Annotated in this window: 20 protein-coding genes and 1 tRNA gene; 14 read left to right on the top strand and 7 right to left on the bottom strand. The window is 49.8% G+C overall.

Going from position 1 to position 18,155, the window contains the following annotated elements; translation table 11 throughout:
- Positions 1 to 806: P-loop NTPase family protein (locus ACN4EK_RS15605; protein ID WP_431658923.1), on the bottom strand; the 806-nt coding region annotated here is incomplete at its 3' end.
- 112 nt (positions 807 to 918) lie between these two features.
- Between ACN4EK_RS15605 and ACN4EK_RS15610 the strand changes: the two genes are divergently transcribed.
- The 9 genes from ACN4EK_RS15610 (at position 919) to ACN4EK_RS15650 (ending at position 9,779) form a co-directional block, all read left to right on the top strand.
- Positions 919 to 3,798: a cation-translocating P-type ATPase gene (locus ACN4EK_RS15610; protein WP_431658924.1), complete on the top strand. Its 2,880-nt coding sequence runs from the start codon at positions 919 to 921 to the stop codon at positions 3,796 to 3,798.
- Positions 3,799 to 4,971: a DNA replication/repair protein RecF gene (gene recF, locus ACN4EK_RS15615; RefSeq protein WP_431658925.1), complete on the top strand. Its 1,173-nt coding sequence runs from the start codon at positions 3,799 to 3,801 to the stop codon at positions 4,969 to 4,971. It abuts the gene before it with no gap.
- Positions 4,972 to 5,048: 77 nt separating this feature from the next.
- Positions 5,049 to 5,546 carry a hypothetical protein gene (locus ACN4EK_RS15620; RefSeq protein ID WP_431658926.1) on the top strand — a complete coding sequence of 166 codons (498 nt, stop codon included), beginning with the start codon at positions 5,049 to 5,051 and terminating at the stop codon, positions 5,544 to 5,546.
- 212 nt (positions 5,547 to 5,758) lie between these two features.
- The gene (locus ACN4EK_RS15625) at positions 5,759 to 6,649 is read left to right on the top strand and encodes an EI24 domain-containing protein (protein WP_431658927.1); all 891 of its coding nucleotides are present in this window, start codon (positions 5,759 to 5,761) and stop codon (positions 6,647 to 6,649) included.
- A gap of 1 nt (position 6,650) precedes the next feature.
- Entirely contained in the window at positions 6,651 to 8,240 is a 1,590-nt protein-coding gene (locus ACN4EK_RS15630) for a gamma-glutamyltransferase family protein (protein WP_431658928.1), read from the top strand.
- A 242-nt stretch (positions 8,241 to 8,482) separates the two neighbouring features.
- Entirely contained in the window at positions 8,483 to 8,641 is a 159-nt protein-coding gene (locus ACN4EK_RS15635; RefSeq protein WP_431658929.1) for a hypothetical protein, read from the top strand.
- Positions 8,642 to 8,644: 3 nt separating this feature from the next.
- Entirely contained in the window at positions 8,645 to 9,019 is a 375-nt protein-coding gene (locus ACN4EK_RS15640) for a DUF952 domain-containing protein (protein WP_431658930.1), read from the top strand.
- Entirely contained in the window at positions 9,006 to 9,452 is a 447-nt protein-coding gene (locus tag ACN4EK_RS15645) for a GNAT family N-acetyltransferase (RefSeq protein WP_431658932.1), read from the top strand. Before ACN4EK_RS15640 ends, ACN4EK_RS15645 begins: the two co-directional genes overlap by 14 nt.
- A 153-nt stretch (positions 9,453 to 9,605) precedes the next feature.
- Positions 9,606 to 9,779 (top strand): hypothetical protein, encoded by a 174-nt coding sequence (locus ACN4EK_RS15650; RefSeq protein WP_431658933.1) that lies wholly within the window; start codon positions 9,606 to 9,608, stop codon positions 9,777 to 9,779.
- A gap of 29 nt (positions 9,780 to 9,808) precedes the next feature.
- Here the strand turns inward: ACN4EK_RS15650 and ACN4EK_RS15655 are convergent, their stop codons facing one another.
- Positions 9,809 to 10,075 carry a DUF2584 family protein gene (locus ACN4EK_RS15655; RefSeq protein WP_431658934.1) on the bottom strand — a complete coding sequence of 89 codons (267 nt, stop codon included), beginning with the start codon at positions 10,073 to 10,075 and terminating at the stop codon, positions 9,809 to 9,811.
- A 19-nt stretch (positions 10,076 to 10,094) separates the two neighbouring features.
- Positions 10,095 to 10,394 (bottom strand): restriction endonuclease subunit S, encoded by a 300-nt coding sequence (locus tag ACN4EK_RS15660; protein ID WP_431658935.1) that lies wholly within the window; start codon positions 10,392 to 10,394, stop codon positions 10,095 to 10,097.
- A 35-nt stretch (positions 10,395 to 10,429) separates the two neighbouring features.
- Here ACN4EK_RS15660 and ACN4EK_RS15665 point away from each other — a divergent pair, with 35 nt between their 5' ends.
- On the top strand, positions 10,430 to 11,584 hold the full coding sequence (locus ACN4EK_RS15665) for a transposase (RefSeq protein ID WP_431657427.1): 1,155 nt from the start codon (positions 10,430 to 10,432) through the stop codon (positions 11,582 to 11,584).
- A 44-nt stretch (positions 11,585 to 11,628) separates the two neighbouring features.
- On the opposite strand, the gene ACN4EK_RS15670 is transcribed toward ACN4EK_RS15665, so the two are convergent.
- Together ACN4EK_RS15670 and ACN4EK_RS15675 are read right to left on the bottom strand one after the other, a co-directional pair.
- Entirely contained in the window at positions 11,629 to 12,882 is a 1,254-nt protein-coding gene (locus tag ACN4EK_RS15670; protein ID WP_431659027.1) for a restriction endonuclease subunit S, read from the bottom strand.
- Between the two features lie 3 nt (positions 12,883 to 12,885).
- Entirely contained in the window at positions 12,886 to 13,131 is a 246-nt protein-coding gene (locus tag ACN4EK_RS15675; RefSeq protein ID WP_431658936.1) for a hypothetical protein, read from the bottom strand.
- A 34-nt stretch (positions 13,132 to 13,165) separates the two neighbouring features.
- Here ACN4EK_RS15675 and ACN4EK_RS15680 point away from each other — a divergent pair, with 34 nt between their 5' ends.
- Together ACN4EK_RS15680 and ACN4EK_RS15685 are read left to right on the top strand one after the other, a co-directional pair.
- Positions 13,166 to 13,417, top strand: coding sequence for a type II toxin-antitoxin system Phd/YefM family antitoxin (locus ACN4EK_RS15680; RefSeq protein ID WP_431658938.1), 252 nt, complete (start codon positions 13,166 to 13,168; stop codon positions 13,415 to 13,417).
- Positions 13,414 to 13,800 (top strand): type II toxin-antitoxin system VapC family toxin, encoded by a 387-nt coding sequence (locus ACN4EK_RS15685; protein WP_431658939.1) that lies wholly within the window; start codon positions 13,414 to 13,416, stop codon positions 13,798 to 13,800. The genes ACN4EK_RS15680 and ACN4EK_RS15685 overlap by 4 nt, the downstream gene beginning before the upstream one ends.
- A gap of 21 nt (positions 13,801 to 13,821) precedes the next feature.
- On the opposite strand, the gene ACN4EK_RS15690 is transcribed toward ACN4EK_RS15685, so the two are convergent.
- Positions 13,822 to 14,745 carry an N-6 DNA methylase gene (locus ACN4EK_RS15690; RefSeq protein WP_431658941.1) on the bottom strand — a complete coding sequence of 308 codons (924 nt, stop codon included), beginning with the start codon at positions 14,743 to 14,745 and terminating at the stop codon, positions 13,822 to 13,824.
- Between the two features lie 87 nt (positions 14,746 to 14,832).
- Positions 14,833 to 14,906: transfer RNA gene (locus ACN4EK_RS15695), tRNA-Val, on the bottom strand.
- A 196-nt stretch (positions 14,907 to 15,102) separates the two neighbouring features.
- Between ACN4EK_RS15695 and ACN4EK_RS15700 the strand changes: the two genes are divergently transcribed.
- Together ACN4EK_RS15700 and ACN4EK_RS15705 are read left to right on the top strand one after the other, a co-directional pair.
- Positions 15,103 to 15,303, top strand: a complete 201-nt coding sequence (locus tag ACN4EK_RS15700; protein ID WP_431658942.1) for a hypothetical protein — start codon at positions 15,103 to 15,105, stop codon at positions 15,301 to 15,303.
- 419 nt (positions 15,304 to 15,722) lie between these two features.
- Positions 15,723 to 18,149 carry a hybrid sensor histidine kinase/response regulator gene (locus tag ACN4EK_RS15705; protein WP_431658943.1) on the top strand — a complete coding sequence of 809 codons (2,427 nt, stop codon included), beginning with the start codon at positions 15,723 to 15,725 and terminating at the stop codon, positions 18,147 to 18,149.
- Positions 18,150 to 18,155: the final 6 nt, after the last annotated feature.

The following is an 18,155-nucleotide window of genomic DNA, read 5'->3' on the forward strand; positions in this document are numbered from 1 at the left end:
AGATGTGTATAAGAGACAGGTCCAAGATCGCAGTTTAACGCTCGATAGTCGAGCCAAATCCGGCGAGCCAGGGCGATCGCATCCCCTAAGTTGCCTTGAACATAGTTGAGAAATAGCTTCAGGGCTTGGCTATCTGGATCAAACTTTAATCCTTGGGTTGCCATTGTGGTGATGATCCAGGGTTCCAGTTCCCGATCGGCAAGGGGCGGTAGAAATACCACTTGCATGTTGCTGTGTTGTACCCAACTTTCAGCAGTTGTGGCGATTAAGGCATAACTCACCCGGCTTTGGTGTTGAATTTCCTGGCGTAAATAGCGCTCCCATTGTCCCGATCGATCCCAGGAGCGAATGTGAGGAAAATTCTCAAACACCAACACAATCCGGCAGTTGAGCCATTCTGCCATGACCTGCGGTAGGGTCAGGAGGATTTGAAACAGTTTCCAGGACTCTTTGGGCGATGAATGCCACACTAGCTTGGCACGTCCGCCGATCGGGTGCTCTAAAACAATGGGTTGATTGCTACTCCAGTGTCGAATCAGGGCTAAGTCAGGGGCGGATTCAAACACTGTCAGAATACTTTCAGCAATTAAGTGTAAGAAGCGGTTGCTATCTGTGGCTCGCAGGCAGTCGATTTCAACCATCCTGGCACCAACGGCTTGCGCGGCGAAACGAACCAGGGTTCGTCGTCCACTACCGGGAACTCCGGCAATCAACAAATCACCATCAGCGGCGAGAATTTGGCTAACTTGCTGCAATTCTGCCTGCCGCCCTACTAATGTTTCGGGAATAAACGGGTTAGCAACCATCTGAAGAAGGAAATTGGCTTTAACTTAACACTATTTAATAGTGCTATTTGATTAGTATAGGCACTATCATTAAGTTCTGTAGGTGTTATAGCACTTCCCGTAACATTTCTGTATGACTGCACAACCTCCTGCGTCTGGCTCTGTCACGCTTTGGCATACTTTGGACGCTGACAAAGCTCTGGAATTATTACAGACCGATCGCCAACTCGGTTTAACCAGTGAACAAGCGGCTGAGCAACTAGAGCGCTATGGTTCCAATGAATTGGTAGAAGCCCAGGGACGGAGTGCCTGGAAGATTTTGTTCGACCAGTTCACGAACATCATGCTGCTGTTGTTGATTGCCGTGGCGATCGTCTCTGGCATTTTGGACTTTGTTTCCTGGCAAGCGGGGGATCTGAAGGCGAATGATGTGCCGTTTAAGGACACGATCGCAATTCTGGCGATCGTGATTCTGAATGGGCTACTGGGTTACTTGCAGGAAAGTAAAGCGGAAAAAGATCTAGCTGCCTTGAAGCAAATGGCCTCGTCCCGAGTGCGGCTCATTCGGGATGGTAGAACGATCGAAGTCGATTCCCGTGATTTGGTGCCGGGAGATGTGATGTTGCTGGAAGCCGGGGTACAGGTGGCTGCCGATGCCCGGTTAATCGAAGCAGCAAATTTACAAGTGCGGGAAGCTGCATTAACCGGGGAAGCCCAGGCGGTGAATAAGCAGGTTGCTGCCGTACTGCCTGAAGATACCCCCTTAGGCGATCGCGTTAATCTCGTGTTTCAAGGGACGGAAGTCGTGAATGGTCGGGCAACGGCGATCGTCACGAACACCGGGATGAAAACGGAATTGGGACGGATTGCCACCATGTTGCAAGAGGTGGAAACGGAACCGACTCCCTTGCAGCAACGGATGGATCAACTCAGCCAAGCCTTAGTAACCGGTGCCTTAGCCCTGGTGGGATTGGTGGTATTTGGTGGGATTGGCTATGCCGCCTGGAGTACCGGCAGGAATGTATTGGCGGTGGCACTGGGTGATGTGGGAAAAGAGTTTTTAGAAGTGTCGCTGAGTATGGCAGTGGCGATCGTGCCGGAGGGGTTGCCTGCGGTGATCACCGTGACGCTGGCATTGGGAACGCAACGGATGGTGAAGCGCCATGCCCTGATCCGTAAACTACCGGCCGTCGAAACCCTGGGGTCTGTCACCACAATTTGCTCGGATAAAACGGGCACCCTGACTCAGAACAAAATGGTGGTGCAATTACTCCATACGGGTAACACAGTGCTGCAAGTGACGGGTTCGGGTTACGATCCGGTGGGAGAATTTCAGCCGCTAACCGACAGCAGTCATGCCGTGATCGCGCCCAGCCATCATCCAGAACTGTTAAACCTGCTAACTGCCTGTACATTATGTAACGACGCGGTATTACAGAAAGAGCAAGGCGATTGGGTGATTTTAGGCGATCCGACGGAAGGAGCCTTACTATGCCTGGCGGGTAAAGCGGGATTTCAAAAAGACCAGTGGATGAATGAGATGCCCCGCGTGGCAGAGTTTCCATTCTCATCGGAACGGAAGCGCATGAGCGTGATTGTGGAAACAGCGCCTGAAAATGCGGCGGGTCGTGGCATCGATCGCTTCATGATGTTTACGAAAGGTTCCCCGGAGTTAGTTCTGGAGCGGTGTACGCAAATTCAGGTTGGGGAAGCGGCACAATCCCTGACACCAGAGCAACGCCAGACGATTTTAGAGCATAACAATCAAATGGCAGGGCGGGGACTGCGGGTACTGGGCTTTGCCTGCAAGCCATTGTCAACGGTGCCATCCGAGGCGGAAGAGGATGCCGCCGAGCAACAGTTAATTTGGTTAGGTCTGGTCAGTATGTTAGATGCGCCTCGTCCGGAAGTGCGGGGGGCTGTGGCTCGTTGCCGGACGGCGGGTATTCGTCCGGTGATGATTACTGGCGATCACCAATTAACGGCGCAAGCGGTAGCGGAAGACTTAGGCATGGCGGAACCGGGCGATCGCGTGTTAACCGGACGCGACCTGGAGAAACTCAGTCTGGCGGAACTGGAACAGGTGGTGGGCGAGGTCAGTGTCTATGCCCGAGTTGCCCCGGAACACAAGCTGCGGATTGTCCAGGCGCTTCAGCATCGCCAACAAATTGTTTCGATGACCGGCGATGGTGTAAATGATGCCCCAGCCCTGAAACAAGCCGATATTGGGGTAGCAATGGGGATTACGGGCACCGATGTCAGTAAAGATGCCAGCGATATGGTGCTGCTGGACGACAACTTTGCCACGATCGTCGCGGCGGTAGAAGAAGGTCGGGTGGTCTATACCAATATTCGGCGCTTTATTAAGTACATTCTGGGCAGTAACATTGGTGAACTGCTAACGATCGCGGCGGCACCATTAATTGGTTTAGGGGGGGTGCCACTCACGCCATTACAAATTCTCTGGATGAACTTAGTCACCGATGGTTTACCCGCGTTGGCACTAGCCGTCGAACCGGCGGAACCGAATGTGATGAATCGTCCGCCCCATGATCCGCAGGAAAGTATTTTTGCGCGGGGGTTGGGGAGCTATATGCTGCGAATTGGCTTAATTCTGTCAATTCTGGCGATCGGACTGATGACCTGGTCGTATAGCTATACCCATACTGTTTATACCAATCCTGCCGATCAAGAACGCTGGAAAACGATGGTATTTACAACCCTGTGTCTGGCACAGATGGGACATGCGTTGGCAATTCGGTCTAACACCCGCCTGACGATCGAAATGAATCCGATGACGAACCTGTATGTTTGGACATCGGTCGTGTTTACAAGCCTGTTGCAACTTGCTTTGATTTATGTGCCATTCCTGCGTAATTTCTTTGGGACTCATTACCTCAACTTGACCGAATTAAGCATTTGTTTAGGCTTTAGTGTCTTAATGTTTGTCTGGATTGAACTGGAGAAGATTGCCCTCCGGCTCTATGTAACCTGGCGGAAGCGAAAAGGCTAAATGTTTCTGAAAGCCCTGCACCTGCGGCAGTTCCGCAACTATCACGATCAGGTGGTGGAATTTGATGCAGCCAAAACGATTTTGGTTGGCAATAATGCCCAGGGTAAATCCAATTTATTAGAAGCAGTAGAACTGTTATCGACCCTGCGATCGCACCGGACTTCCCGTGATCGCGATCTGATTCGGGATGGGGACACGGTGGCTCAGATTGCGGCTCAGTTGGAACGGATGACCGGGACGATCGATCTGGGAATTACGCTTCGGCAAAATAGTCGCCGGACGGTCGCCCTGAATCACCAACCGATGCGACGGCAACTGGATTTTCTAGGTACATTGAACACCGTCCAGTTTTCTAGCCTCGATCTGGATTTGGTTCGGGGCGGTCCCGAGCAACGTCGTCACTGGCTGGATGCTTTGCTGATTCAACTGGAACCTGTTTATGCCTATATCTTGCAGCAGTACAACCAAATTCTGCGTCAACGGAATGCGTTGTTAAAGGAAGGGCGGGCAGATGGGGGAGTAGGGAGATGGGGAGATGAGGGAGATGAGGCAGGTGGGGCTGTAGCAGATTCGTCGTCTGTGGATGAGTTGGCGTTGTGGGATGCTCAGTTAGTCACGGCAGGAACGCGGGTGATCCGGCGACGATCGCGGGTGGTGCAGCGGTTAGCGCCGTTAGCGCACTACTGGCATCAGGCGATTAGTGGGAGTTGTGAAGCGTTGACAATCCGTTATGCGCCCAATGTGCCTCTGGAGCAGGATGAGCCAACTGTGGTGCAACAGGCGTTTTTCGAGAAATTGCAGACACGGGCGATCGCCGAGCAACAGCAGCGCAGTACCTTAGTGGGACCGCATCGGGATGATGTGGAATTCACCATTAATCAAACCTCGGCGCGGCAATATGGTTCTCAAGGTCAACAGCGCACTTTAGTTTTAGCCCTTAAATTGGCAGAACTGAAGTTAATTGAAGAGGTAATTGCTGAACCACCTTTACTATTACTGGATGATGTCTTGGCAGAGTTAGATCTCGATCGGCAGAACCAACTATTAGAAGCGATTCAAGATCGCTTTCAAACGTTAATTACCACCACTCATTTAGGCTCATTTGATGCCCAATGGTTGAAGTCCTCCCAGATTTACTCAGTGAAAGCTGGACACTTATTTGCTAGTGATTAGGGATAAATAAGCTAGAGAATGGTTGTAATTGAGTTATCTTAGTCTTGCGATCTCTCTAGCAAATATCTGTAGGTAATATGATTGATTTTGATCGGCTGGAATACATCAAAAATGTTAATGATGATGATGATAAGAAGTGGGCATACAAAGATTTTTTGGTTGGCTCTTACTTTCAATTGAGCTTTAGAGATGGTGTAGGGGTAAGGAATCATGCTTTAAACTTACCCAAAGGAGCATTGATTATCTTGTCTCAGAAACGGTCTACAGACGTTCGCCGTCTAACACATATCGTTGAACTTGTGAATGAAGGTATTGAAGATGAAGCTCAATGGAAGCAATCAGATCCGTGGGGAATTTTCCGTTGGGTTAAGGTTCACTGGGTGGCTGATTTTGACAATTCTGATGCTGATTGTATCCCTTCCGATAAAAAATTTATGAAGGCAGATTGGGGCTGGTTCGATACCAAAGCAAAGTCATTAGCTAGCCCGAAACTGCTAGCTCAGTGGAAAAGTATCGAAAACCTAAGAATGCACTTAAAGGAGGTATTCACTAACACCTATCCATCCCGAGGATAATCTAACAATAAGTAGGTAGGCGTAATTAAACTGACGATGCTAAAACTGCCCTCATCCCCCAACCTTTTTCTCCCAAATTTGGGAGAAGGGGGCTAAGATTGGCTCCCCTCGCCCAGTTTTGGGAGAGGGGCTGGGGGTGAGGGCAAAAGGCTGGCATCTCCCAATTAATTTCACCTGGCTACTGAGTTGGCTCCATTTAATGATTGATTTACATGAACCAAAAACCAGAACCGGGAGCGATTAAAACCTTTGTCACAGCGCCAATTAGTTTTGTGGCGGGGGCGTTGTATCCTCTACGAGTATTGTCGTTGTTGCAGCAGGCTCCGCAACTGTGGAGTGGGATTGTCATTCCCATTGGGGTGAATATTGTGGTTGGCATGATTTTGTATGCCAGTCTGTTGATTCCGGGGTGGCGAGCGATCGCTCAGGGAACTGCGAGTATTCCCAATTGGTTAGCCACCCAAATTGCCCGATCGCCGGAGTGGTTGTCTCGTTGGCTGATGTGGATTCCCTCAGTGGCAACGGTGTTTGATGAATTGTTGCAAGCCTTATTAGCGTTATTGTTATTGCTGATTACGGGATTCCTGCTGGTACAATTTGGGGCGATTTTTGGCGCACCCTGGTATGGCATGGTTGCCGAACAAATTGAGAAAGAGCGATTAGGTGAATTACCAATCATCGGTTCTCCCAGTTGGGGGCGCATTGTCCATGACATCTGGCGGGCGATCGCCTTTCAACTGAAAAAATTGTTGCTCCTGGTCGTGATTGGCTTGCCCTTATTACTGCTGCACTTTTTCCCCCCGATCGGGAATCTGATTGCCAGTCTGGGTAGTATTGCCCTTGCCGCACTGATGGTTGTGTTGGATTTTATCGATCCCCCATTAGAACGACGGCGACTGCGTTTTCGCACCAAAATTGGTCTGGTTTTCCGCACGATTCCTGCCAGTGTCAGCTTTGCGCTGGTGTGTTTGGGATTGATGAGTATTCCCTTTTTGAATTTGATTATGGTGCCCGTTTGTGTGATGGCTGGAACTCTATTTAGCTGCGATCGCATTCTCCCCAAGTTAAAACCAGTGGTAGGACAAACCGCGATCGATACCTAACATGATTTCCTTTGATTTAACTGATTACCCCTATCCCTCCAGTCGCCGGGTTGTTTTAGGGCAACGGGGCGCGGTCGCCACCAGTCAACCCTTAGCCACCCTGGCAGGGATGGAGATGCTGTGGGCAGGGGGGAATGCGATCGATGCGGCGGTGGCAATGGCGATCGCCCTAACGGTGGTAGAACCAACCTCTAACGGGATTGGGGGGGATGCCTTTGCTCTGGTTTGGGATGGTAAACTCCACGGCTTAAATGGCTCGGGTCGCAGTCCGCAAGCTCTCACTCCAGAACAATGTGCGAATCTCCAGCAGATTCCCGATCGCAGTTGGTTGAGTGTCACCGTACCGGGGGCTGTGTCGGCATGGCAAACCTTATGGCAACGGTGGGGAAAATTACCATTTGAGCGATTATTTGAACCGGCGATTCGCTATGCCGAAGCGGGCTATCCGGTGTCGCCGGAGACGGCAATTGCCTGGAAGCGATCGGAATCTCGCTATTTGCCCTTACAAGGCGCGGAATTTCAACCGTTCAAATCAGTGTTCTTTCCGGGCGATCGCGCTCCATCGGTAGGGGAAATCTGGTGCAGTCCTGCCCACGCTGCTACCTTACGAGCGATCGCGCACAGTGGTGGAGAATCGTTCTATCGAGGCGATTTAGCAACACAGATAGTGAATTTTGCGGTGGCAACTGGGGGCTATCTGACTCTGGCGGATTTGGCAAATCATCAGGCAGATTGGGTGGAACCCATTTCGACCGATTACCGGGGGATTACAGTCTGGGAAATTCCCCCCAATGGTCAGGGGATTGCCGCGTTGATGGCATTGAATATTCTGGAGGGCGTTGAGCTAGGGCGTTATCCGCGTGAGTCAGCCGACAGTTACCACTGGCAGATCGAAGCGATGAAACTGGCGTTTGCCGATGCCTATCGCTATGTGGCTGATCCGCATCACATGGATCTGTCGTCCCTTGATTTATTAAGTCAGTCCTATGCCCGCGATCGTCGTCAGCTGATTCAACCCACTGCCCTACCTCTAGCGCAACCGGGTTTACCCAAAGGCGGTACAGTCTACCTGACGGCGGCTGACCCGGATTTGATGGTGTCGTTCATTCAGTCCAACTATGAGGGGTTTGGCAGTGGCATCTTAGTGCCGGAGACGGGAATCGCCCTGCATAACCGAGCGACTGGATTTAGTGTTGAAGCGGGACACCCGAATCAGATTGCTCCGGGTAAGCGTCCCTTTCATACGATCATTCCTGGCTTTCTCACCCAAGCTGACCAACCATTAGGAGCCTTTGGCGTGATGGGTGCGCCGATGCAGCCCCAGGGACATCTGCAAATGGTGGTGAATTTAGTTGATTACGGCATGAATCCGCAGGCGGCGCTGGATGCTCCTCGTTGGCGGTTTTTGGAGCAGAATCGGATCTTGCTGGAGCGATCGGTGTCTCAATCCGTTGCCGATGCGTTAACAGAACGGCAGCATTTAGTTCGGCGGGGTGGCTTCTTTGGGCGGGGACAAATGATTTTGCGGCAGAATGGGGTGTTGGTTGCCGCCTCCGAACCTCGTGCCGATGGCTTAGCGATCGCCTGGTAAACCGGACGTTTAGGAATGGGAATTCAATCACTCTGCATCGTTCTGTAGGGGCGTGGCATTCAATAAAAAATCTTTGCCACCCCAGAAATCTCTGTAGCTTGCTTCCCGGATGGGATGCCGTACCCCTACTCTTCACCTGATTGGGCGAACCATTGAGGCGAGGTGACTTCATCCAGGCATTGGGTAGGATGACTACAGATGGCGATTCAATTCGCTGTGATCAACTGCTCAGGAGGTCGGAGATGCTCAACAAATTCTTTCAGGCAATTGTGATTACTGTCATTCTCGGGTGGATTGGTAGTCAAGGAATGATGACCGCGCCAGTACCGATCGCCACCGTGAATTCCTCTCAGTCAACTGGGCAAATGATTAGTTGGAATTTACTTGATTTAGTGCTGTAAGTGATGACGATTATTTTGCACATTACTACCCGATCGCAGTGGCAACAAGCCGAACAACTGGGGGAATATCGAGCCGATAGTTTGGCATCGGAAGGCTTTATTCACTGTTCAGTTCCGGCGCAAATTCCCGGAGTGGTGGAGCGGTTTTTTCAGGGGCAAACCAACCTGGTATTACTGTGTATTGATGCTACCCAAGTACAGGCAGAGATTCGCTACGATGCGATCGCGACGGGAGAAAAATTTCCCCATATTTACGGCGGTTTAAATTTGGATGCGGTGGTGCAAGTCGTAGATTTTAACCCAGAGCCCAACCGGGCAGTCACCTTGCCGCCGAGCGTTACAGAATTACTCAGGAGGGCAACGGATGATCGGGTTTGAGGAACAGGTGATGGTGATTAAATTAGCGGAATCAACGACTGAAATTGCTCAATGCTATCCATTATTGGTGCAATTGCATCCTTACTTAATGGTTGAAACGTTTGTCGAACAAGTTCAACAGATGCAACACGATCGCTATCAGCTCGCTTACTTACAAGTTGACGATCGGGTTGTCTCAGTTGCCGGATTTCACATTAGTGAAAGTTTTGCTTGGCGCAAGTATTTATATGTTGATGATTTGGTGACAGATAGCGAAACCCGTTCCCACGGTTATGGTAGCCAGCTACTCTCTTGGTTAGCGGAATATGCCGAACAGCATCACTGTGTGCAACTCCATTTAGATTGTCGCGTAACTCGTCATCCGGCTCACAAATTCTATTTGAATCAAGGACTGATGATTGGCGGCTATCACTTTCTAATGGAACTCCGCTAGTCCTCTGCTTCAGTGTCTAGCTGGGGAACTTGTTTATAATTTTTTGTCACCAAGGGATATGGCGTACAGTGACATATTAGTCGTCGAGGAAAATTATTAACCGGAAGAGGGCTATAATAACCTGCTAGAAAACTTCAGCAACTTCCGATCGCTATGTCTTCGCTTGACCGTCAACAATCCGATCGCCTCATGCAGCACCTTGCTGGCGTGGAGCAATTGTTAACTGAGGTGGATGAGGAGGGGGCAGAGGAGGTTCTGGATGAACTCTATATGCTGATTACTAAGCTGTTTGAGCAGTTTCCGCAGCTAGATAGGGAAGAGGATTAACGAAGTCTCCCTCGTTGCTATTTCCTGCCCTACTCTTTGACCGGAAAGGGTGAGGGATAGATTCGGGCGACTTGAAACTCCAGGTGGGTGACTCTTTGCTCCCAGGTGAGTTTGGTGATGATGGCATCGGCGTAAGCGACCCAGTTTTCATCGACTAACGGAATCGGCACATCGATCGGAAAGATTCGGTAACTCTCTTTCTGTGCCTGATAGACTTTGCCGTGCTCAAGTTGAGCCGGATAGCCTTGAGCGGGCTTGAGCTTGAGAATACTATTGACGACGCAGGGCATTCCCATCTTTCAGGCTCCTGGGTAATTAAGCCACTAAGATCTGTTTGGCGGCGACTTCCATCAGGGTGGTGCTGCTGTCGCGAACGGCTTTGAGTTTGGCTTCTAGGGTATCGCAGAGGGAGAGGAGGGCATCAACTTTGGCAACAATTCGTTTTTGTTCAGCGAGGGGTGGAAGGGGAATCAACGTTTCTTTGATCTTGCCTACGTTCAGGTTAGGTTGAGCACCACCTGCTGCTAACTCCTTAGTGGTGCAGAGAAGTCCTGAAAGGCTTGCTGTAGCGAGAGTCTTAAATGAGACGGGGATAGCTGAGACGGGGCGTTTCATGAGACGCTTAAGTTCCCCAACTCAGAGCAAATCTCATGGAAACACCCCTCTTGTATCGTCAACTGCAAGACCAATTGCGTCAATGGGTCACGCCCAAAGACCAACGGCACCTCCAAGGGTTCGCTGAAATTGTCGCGGCTATCTTGCAATCCGGCAGTGCCTGTTTGGGAAAATGGATTCCCTATCTCAGTCATCGGGGATGCCAAGCCCGTGCTCACCTAGAACGGTTAAGCTACTTCCTCCACAATCAACAGATCAGTGCTGAGCAGTTTTATGAACCAATACTGCGCCATGTTCTGGCTGCGTTTGCTGGAGAACCTGTATTGCTAACCCTTGATACCAGTATGTTATGGGATCAATTCTGTCTGATTGAAATCTGCTTTGTCTGGGGCGGGCGTTCCTTCACATTGGCTCAAGTTGTCATTGAACATGGCAGTGCTACGGTAGGCTTTGACCAGTATCAGAGTGTGCTTCAGGGTGCCAAACGGGTCTTGCCTCACGGCTCTCAGGTCACCTTATTGGCCGATCGTGGCTTTGAACATGGCAACTTGATTCATTGGTTGGGGCAACAGAATTGGTCATGGGCGATTCGGGTGAAGTCAGACTTGAAGATAACGCTCTCGAACGGTTGCACTCAATCCGTTGAACAGCTATTGCCACCTGAAGCACAGGCGTACCTGTTTGAGAATGTGAAAGTTCTCGATGGCATTGCCTGTCATCTTGCCACGGCTAAGGTGCCCGATACCAAAGACACCTGGGCAGTGTTGTCTGACCAGTCACCTTCCCTGCAAACGTTTGCCCTCTATGGCAAGCGATTTGGTGGAATTGAACCGCACTTCAAGGACTACAAGTCAGCCGCTTTTAACGTGTTGCAATCGGGCTTACGGACGGCTCAAGCCCTGACCTGCTTATTCATGCTGCTGGATTGTGCCTCTCTGATTGCTTTGATGTTGGGCATGATGCTGGTGCAAGCTGGGGAGCGCTCACGCCTGGACTGGCATGGAGAGCGGGGTTTGAGTTTTCTGCAACTTGGTCTACGGGAGCTATCTCGGCTTTGCTACGAGCGATTGTCTCTGCCCAAACTCGTAGCATTACCCAACACAAACCCACGTTCTGGCTGCGCGTCTCTCCGTAAACGAGATGTCTTAGATTGTCGAATTGAATTCTCCAAAGTGGTCAAATTCTCATGATGAGACTGCCCTGAGTTTTCTGCACCACTAAGCTGCTAACTCTCTCAATTCATCATATTTTTTCTGAAAAACACGCTTGATGTATGTTTGCAAACCATCAGCAGCTTCAAAAAAAACAATAGCCGCGCAAGCTTGATTGTAGCTGAGATTCTCAATTGAGAAATTTGCCCGCGAGTTCTACCTTGACCATATAAGGCAACAATAAGTGAACCAGGTGGGTAAAGTCTTAAACGATAATCTGACACAGCAGTTTCTGTGATGTAAGTTTCTGCTGAATCAATGAATTCACGAGAAGTCGCAGTACTTGTAATCCAAGGAATTTCGCCATCAAGATAGTAATCACTATTTGATGTCAACGGCGTACTACCTGTACCTATATCATTGATGTCATCTAGGCGAACCCACATCCAATTTTCGGGAAGAAGGTAAGGTATATTTTCGGGGTCTAATGGTGGCAGTGGAGATGCCTTTTTAATTATTTTCTGCTTAATCAGAGCTTCTTTTCTAGTCTCAATTCTTTCAAATAAAATTGATGCAGCGTCATCAGTAGGATTTTGAGGAACGAGTTTGCCTTGAACGGCTAATTGGAGACTTGCCTGACGGAGTTTGGGAATGGTTTCGGGGATGCTGTAGAGCAGGTCGAAGTTGTTGCAGATGCCTTGCCAGTGGTGATGGAAGTCGTCGGGGTTTTGAGCGGTGAGGAGTTGGGAAATTGCGCCCTCGTTCATTTTGAGCAGGCTGGCTTGTCGCTGCTGCTGTCGTTTTTCGATCTCGTCACAGAGAACAAGCAGGCGATCGCACTTCTCCACAATCCGCTTCTGTTCTGCGATCGGCGGAAGCGGAACAGGAACACTAGCAACTTGTGGCTGGCTGACAGACGCTTGTCCAGATGCTTGCTTAGCATCTCCCTGAAATATTGCTCTTACTCTATTTGTGCGAAACAATAGGTTTATGTATTCTGGAAGATCTTGATTATGGAAAAGTCGAACTCTGATGTTCATCGCCTCATAAATCAAAGGTTCTTTTATCTCTTGAACAAGGGCAGCTTTTCCCACCAATTCTCGGCTATTCACCCTATTTACAACTAAATCACCTACTACAAGCTTATAAGTTTCAAGTTCGTTTTCATCAACGATTACACGCTTTATTTCTCTTAGATCTAGTTGTCCATCTTGAATATTGAACATTCTGACACAAGCAATACCATCTTTGGAGTAAAATCTAGCAGGCTTGTAAAGTCCGTTATTCATGGACTCAACTAGATTTCCAAGTTTCAACCATTTCCAAGAATCTGGGATTTCCTAAGGTACTTCATCCAAACTTATGGAGTAATTCGATTGTGATTTACCAATTTTTCCAGCTTTTAGTAGTTGAGCTTTCTTAAGCCGAATCCTCTCAAGCAGAACAGAAACTGGTTCATCACTAGAATCTTGAGGGACAAGCTTTCCTTGAACGGCTAGTTGCAGAACAATTTCCCGCAGATTTAAAACGGCATTGGGAGCATCGGTCAGTAGGGCAAAGTTGTCAAAGAAAGAGTCGAGGGTCATACTGGAAACCAGGGAAACGGGAGAGAAACAAGCGATGACAATTCGTGTGAGTGTCCTCGAAGTCGTGTCTCAGTTTAGCGAACTTCTCGATCGCGTCAAGCAGGGCGAAGAAGTGATTATCTCCGATGGTGACGTTCCCGTTGCCCGATTGCTGGCGGCTCAACCGTCTCTACCGCGTGTGCCTGGGCAAGATAAAGGTCAAGTGATGATTGCTCCCGATTTTGATGCCCCTCTACCCGAAGACATCCTCCAGGGCTTTCTTGAACCCGCTTCTCCCCAATCATGAGAGCCTTGCTCGACACCCACACCTTCCTCTGGTGGGTCACAGATGCCCCTCAGTTATCGGATACTGCCAAAGCCGCGATCGCTGACCCCGGCAACCTGCTCTTTTTGAGCAGCGCCAGCGTTTGGGAAATTGTCATCAAAGTGGGTACAGGCAAATTGCTTCTACCCGAAGAACCAGGAACCTATATCCCTTCGCGCATGGCATCCAATCGGTTTGAAAGCCTACCGATTCAGGTCAGCCACGTACTACAAGTTGCTAAATCGCCCGATCTGCATCGAGATCCATTCGATCGCATTCTGGTAGCACAAAGCCAGGTTGAACAAATGCCGATTCTGACGATCGATGCTTTAATTCGCCAGTATCCAGTCACAACCATTTGGTAAACCCACCTTTTCTCGTAGAGCCTACTCCTGACGCTCCAGTGATGCCTTCAGCTCAAACTTCAGCTTACTCCGCACCTCCTCCAACTCCGCCAGTAGTTTCTGATGGGCTGCCAGCATCTCATCCAGGTCAGCGTGTTCTACATCTACCTGATGCGGATTTTTGATATCCAGGTTGTAGTTGTTCGCCTTGATCGTCTCCACCGACACCTTCCAGGCAAACTCATTCTCCTCCCGGTTGTGCCACCAGGCTTGCTCCGGCTCAAACTCCTCAAACCGAATCGGCTTTGTCTTGTTGTAAGACTTGTACCCTGGTGGATAGGGATGCTCGTAGTACCAGACCTCCGTGGTCGGTTCTCCCTTGGTGAAAAACAGCAGATTCGTCTTGATGCCCGTGTAGGGGTTAAACACGCCGTTGGGCAACCGGACGATCGTATGCAAATTGCACTCTTGTAGCAGCTTCTCCTTAATCCGCGTCTTCACACCCTCGCCAAACAACGTGCCATCGGGCAGGACGATCGCCCCTCTGCCACCGTCTTCTAGTAGGTGCATAATCAGCACTAGAAATAGGTCTGCCGTTTCCCGTGTCTTGAAAGAATCAAAATTGTTCTCAATGCCATCCTCCTCCATGCCCCCAAACGGTGGGTTAGTGACAATTACCTGCACCTTTTCCTGAGTTGAGTAGTCCCGCAACGGTCGCGCCAGCGTGTTGTCATGCTTCACGGGAGGCACATCCACCCCATGCAGCAGCAGGTTGGTGATACAGAGTAGGTGGGGCAGAGGTTTCTTCTCAAAGCCTCTCAGCGATCGTTGCAGCGTCTCCTCATCCTCCGCTGTCTTCACATAGTTCTTGCGGATATACTCCAGCGCACAGGTCAAAAATCCCCCCGTCCCACAGGCAGGGTCAAACACAATTTCTCCTAGCTTGGGATCGGTCATCGTCACCATGAACTGTGTCACCAATAACAATAATCTGTCCTCAATGACAGCAATTTGTCACCGATGACATTTAATTAGTCACTGTACAAAACCTAATGGACACAACTGGACTCGAACCAGTGACCCCCACGATGTCAACGTGGTGCTCTAACCAACTGAGCTATGCGTCCGCGACAACGATTAATGAGTATAGCACAGGTAACTGGGGAATGGGCAAGTGGTTTGCGAATAACGATCGCTGCTGATTTATCTTTCGTAATCTTTTAAGTTCATAACGTTAAGCTTCGTTGCGAACTCCGGAACGAAGGAGGCGGCATGATACCTTCGTTTACGTTGATCACTGAAGCAGAGTAGGGAGAGAACACCTTGGATTCGCGTTCACATCAACCCTTAAATACGGCTGTTCGAGAAGACTTTAGCGAGTACGTAGCCCATTTGCAGCTTCACATGACTCTACAGGCTCGTAACTTAGTGCCGCCTTTGACTAACGCTAGTGATAGTCGAGAGCAATTCCTTCAACAAACTCAGGCCAATTTTGAAAAGCTGGTGTCTCGACAGGGGCGCTAAGCCATTACAAATCTTGTTCCGTATCCAAGTTCAGATCAGAGCTGATTAATAGCTCTGATTTTTTGTGGGTGTTTCTGCGTTGCTTGGAAGAATTGCTAGGGGAAACCGGAGTGGGTTAGGGGCTGCGATCGTGCCGCAATTCGGATTACACTAGGCATCAATCCCGGAACAACTTAGCTCTAAGTGTTTCCCTCAAGTTTCCACCGATCGATCGTGCCGTGTTGAGACAAAACTAGCCCAAGCGAATTGCCTGAAGAGTTTTGTTGAGTGGAGCCGTTGCTCCCGGTTGCAACGGTTAATCTGGGTTTAGTGGGTTTGATATTTAATCTGGTTTGAGTTAAAGATCAAGCTCCTTGGAATCGCTATAGGGTAGGGATAGTGCCATATCTCTACATGCGTTTGCAGAGTTTGCGAAGAACATGCCCAGCACTCAACCATTTGCTTTTACTCGCCTATTGCCAGTCACCAGCTTTGAGACATTACGCCGGGTAATGCAGGGGGTTGTGCGGTTACCGGCAGCCGATGTGTTGGTGATGACGGAAACCGGATTAGCTCCATCAACCACCTGGTTAGCCCGACAAGGAATCCGGCAATTTGTGCTGGTTGTGTCTAAATCATTTAGCGGGCTACTTTTGGGCAAGTCCCCGATCGGGCAGCCAACGACCCCGAACCGATTACCCGTACCCCAGGACAATGGGAATTCGTCCTCGCCAATGTATCTGGTGGAGTTGTGGTTTGATGCCGATGCGATCGCGGGCTTTTTAACCGAACTCAGCCAGCAATTAAATCACGATCCAGGGATGCTGGCTCACCTGCAACAGGTTTCCACCCAAATTCAGCCCAATGATCCAACCTTGCAAAGCCAATTTACCTTGCAACTGGTTGAGGCAATGTCTACCCATCTCAACCACCATCCCACCTGTGATTTGTCGGTAGATGGCCGTACAGCGGAAAAGTTGCGCCAACAGGTGGAACAGGAACGATTACTGAATCAGGTCGCCAGCCAAATTCGCAAAAGTTTAGAGCTGCCAGTAATTCTGGAAACGGCGGTGCAGCAATTACGATGCTTTCTTCATGCCGATCGAGTGGTGATCTATCAGTTTCCCGCCCAGTTGCCATCTGCCTCAGATGCGTTGTCGGAGTGGCAAAAGCCTGGAGCCGACGCGGAACCCGTAAACTCATTGCTACCGGCGAGTGGGCGCATTACCCATGAGTCGAAGGCGCATGACCAGATTCCTTCGGTACTGAATCAGATGGCGGGAGAACGCTGTTTTATTGAACTCTCTGCTTGCCGGGAGAAGTATCGTAAAGGTTCAATTCAAGCCGTTGAGGACATTACAACGACCTACGCTGAGGCTCCTTGCTTAATTGAATTGCTGCAACGGGCAAAGGTGAGGGCAAAACTTGTCGTGCCGATCGTGGTACAGAAACAACTGTGGGGCTTATTAATTGCTCATCAATGTTCCGGGACGCGCCAGTGGCAGGAGAGCGAAAAGACCTTTTTACTGAATATTGCCGAACACCTGGCGATCGCGATTCAGCAAACGCAACTCTATGCCCAACTGCAACAACAGGCGGAAACTCTCTCTCAGCATGTAGTAGAACGGACTCGGGATTTACACGATGCCTTGAATGCTGCCCAGTCCGCTAACCTGGCTAAGACAGAGTTTTTATCCGCCATTAGTCATGAATTGCGGACTCCGTTAACCTGCATCATTGGCATGGCGGCGACCTTACTCCGCTTACCACCGGGGGCAGAAGGACAGCGATTTATTTCCCTGGAAAAGCAACAAGATTATTTGAGAACGATTCAGAAAAGTGGCGAACATTTACTCGAACTGATTAATGACATCCTCGATTTGTCGCAGGTGGAGTCGGGGCGTACTATTCTGGATATTCAACTATTTTCGTTATCTCAAACTGCCAATGAATGCTTCCGCATGTTGAAAGATAAGGCAGATAAGGCTGGAGTCAAACTCGAACTTCAGCTAAAGCTCAAACCCGCCTCGGAAGCAGGATTATTACCCAGATTGGATCAATTTGCGGCAGACCCTCGACGAGTCCGCCAAATTCTATTGAACTTGCTGAGTAATGCCATTAAATTCACGCCCTCCGGTGGGCAGGTGACGTTGCAGATCTGGCGAGAGCAAAACCATGCCATTTTTCAAGTCGAAGATACCGGGATTGGCATTTCAGAAGATCAGCTCCCGTTACTATTCAAAAAGTTTCAGCAATTAGATGGTTCCTATCATCGGCGGTATGAAGGAACGGGATTGGGATTAGCCCTGACCAAGCAATTAGTAGAGCTACATGGCGGCTGGATCGAAGTCGAGTCTACGCTGAATCTGGGATCTACGTTTACCGTTTGGCTACCGAATCAGCCGCTAGATCGGCTCGAAACGCTGCCTACACTGAATCTCCGGGGCGATTTGGCTCCGATCGTGCCGGGACGGGTGGTGTTGATCCATAGTCAGGAGGAAGCGGCAACATTAATCTGCAATCTGTTGACGACGGCTGGCTATCAGGTTGTGTGGATTATGGATGGTACAACGGCGATTCGCCAGCTAGAGATCCTGAAACCGATCGTGGTGGTATTAGAAATCCAGGTGGCAGGGGCAAGTAGTGACGAAGTTTTGCAGCACCTCCGGCAGCATAACAGCACTCAGACAGCTAAGGTTTTAGTGTTACTGAATGGCAAAGCTGCCCTGCATGGTGACTATTGGTTGGCTGAGGGAGCAGATGATTACTTGGCAGAACCGATCGCCCACCCAGAAGCCTTGCTCGATAAAGTGACAGCATTAGCCATTACCTCGGATGCGGCGACCATGCCAGATATGCCGCCATAATGTCTG

The sequence above is a fragment of the Pantanalinema rosaneae CENA516 genome, assembly GCF_050753385.1.
GTDB lineage: Bacteria > Cyanobacteriota > Cyanobacteriia > Leptolyngbyales > Leptolyngbyaceae > Pantanalinema > Pantanalinema rosaneae.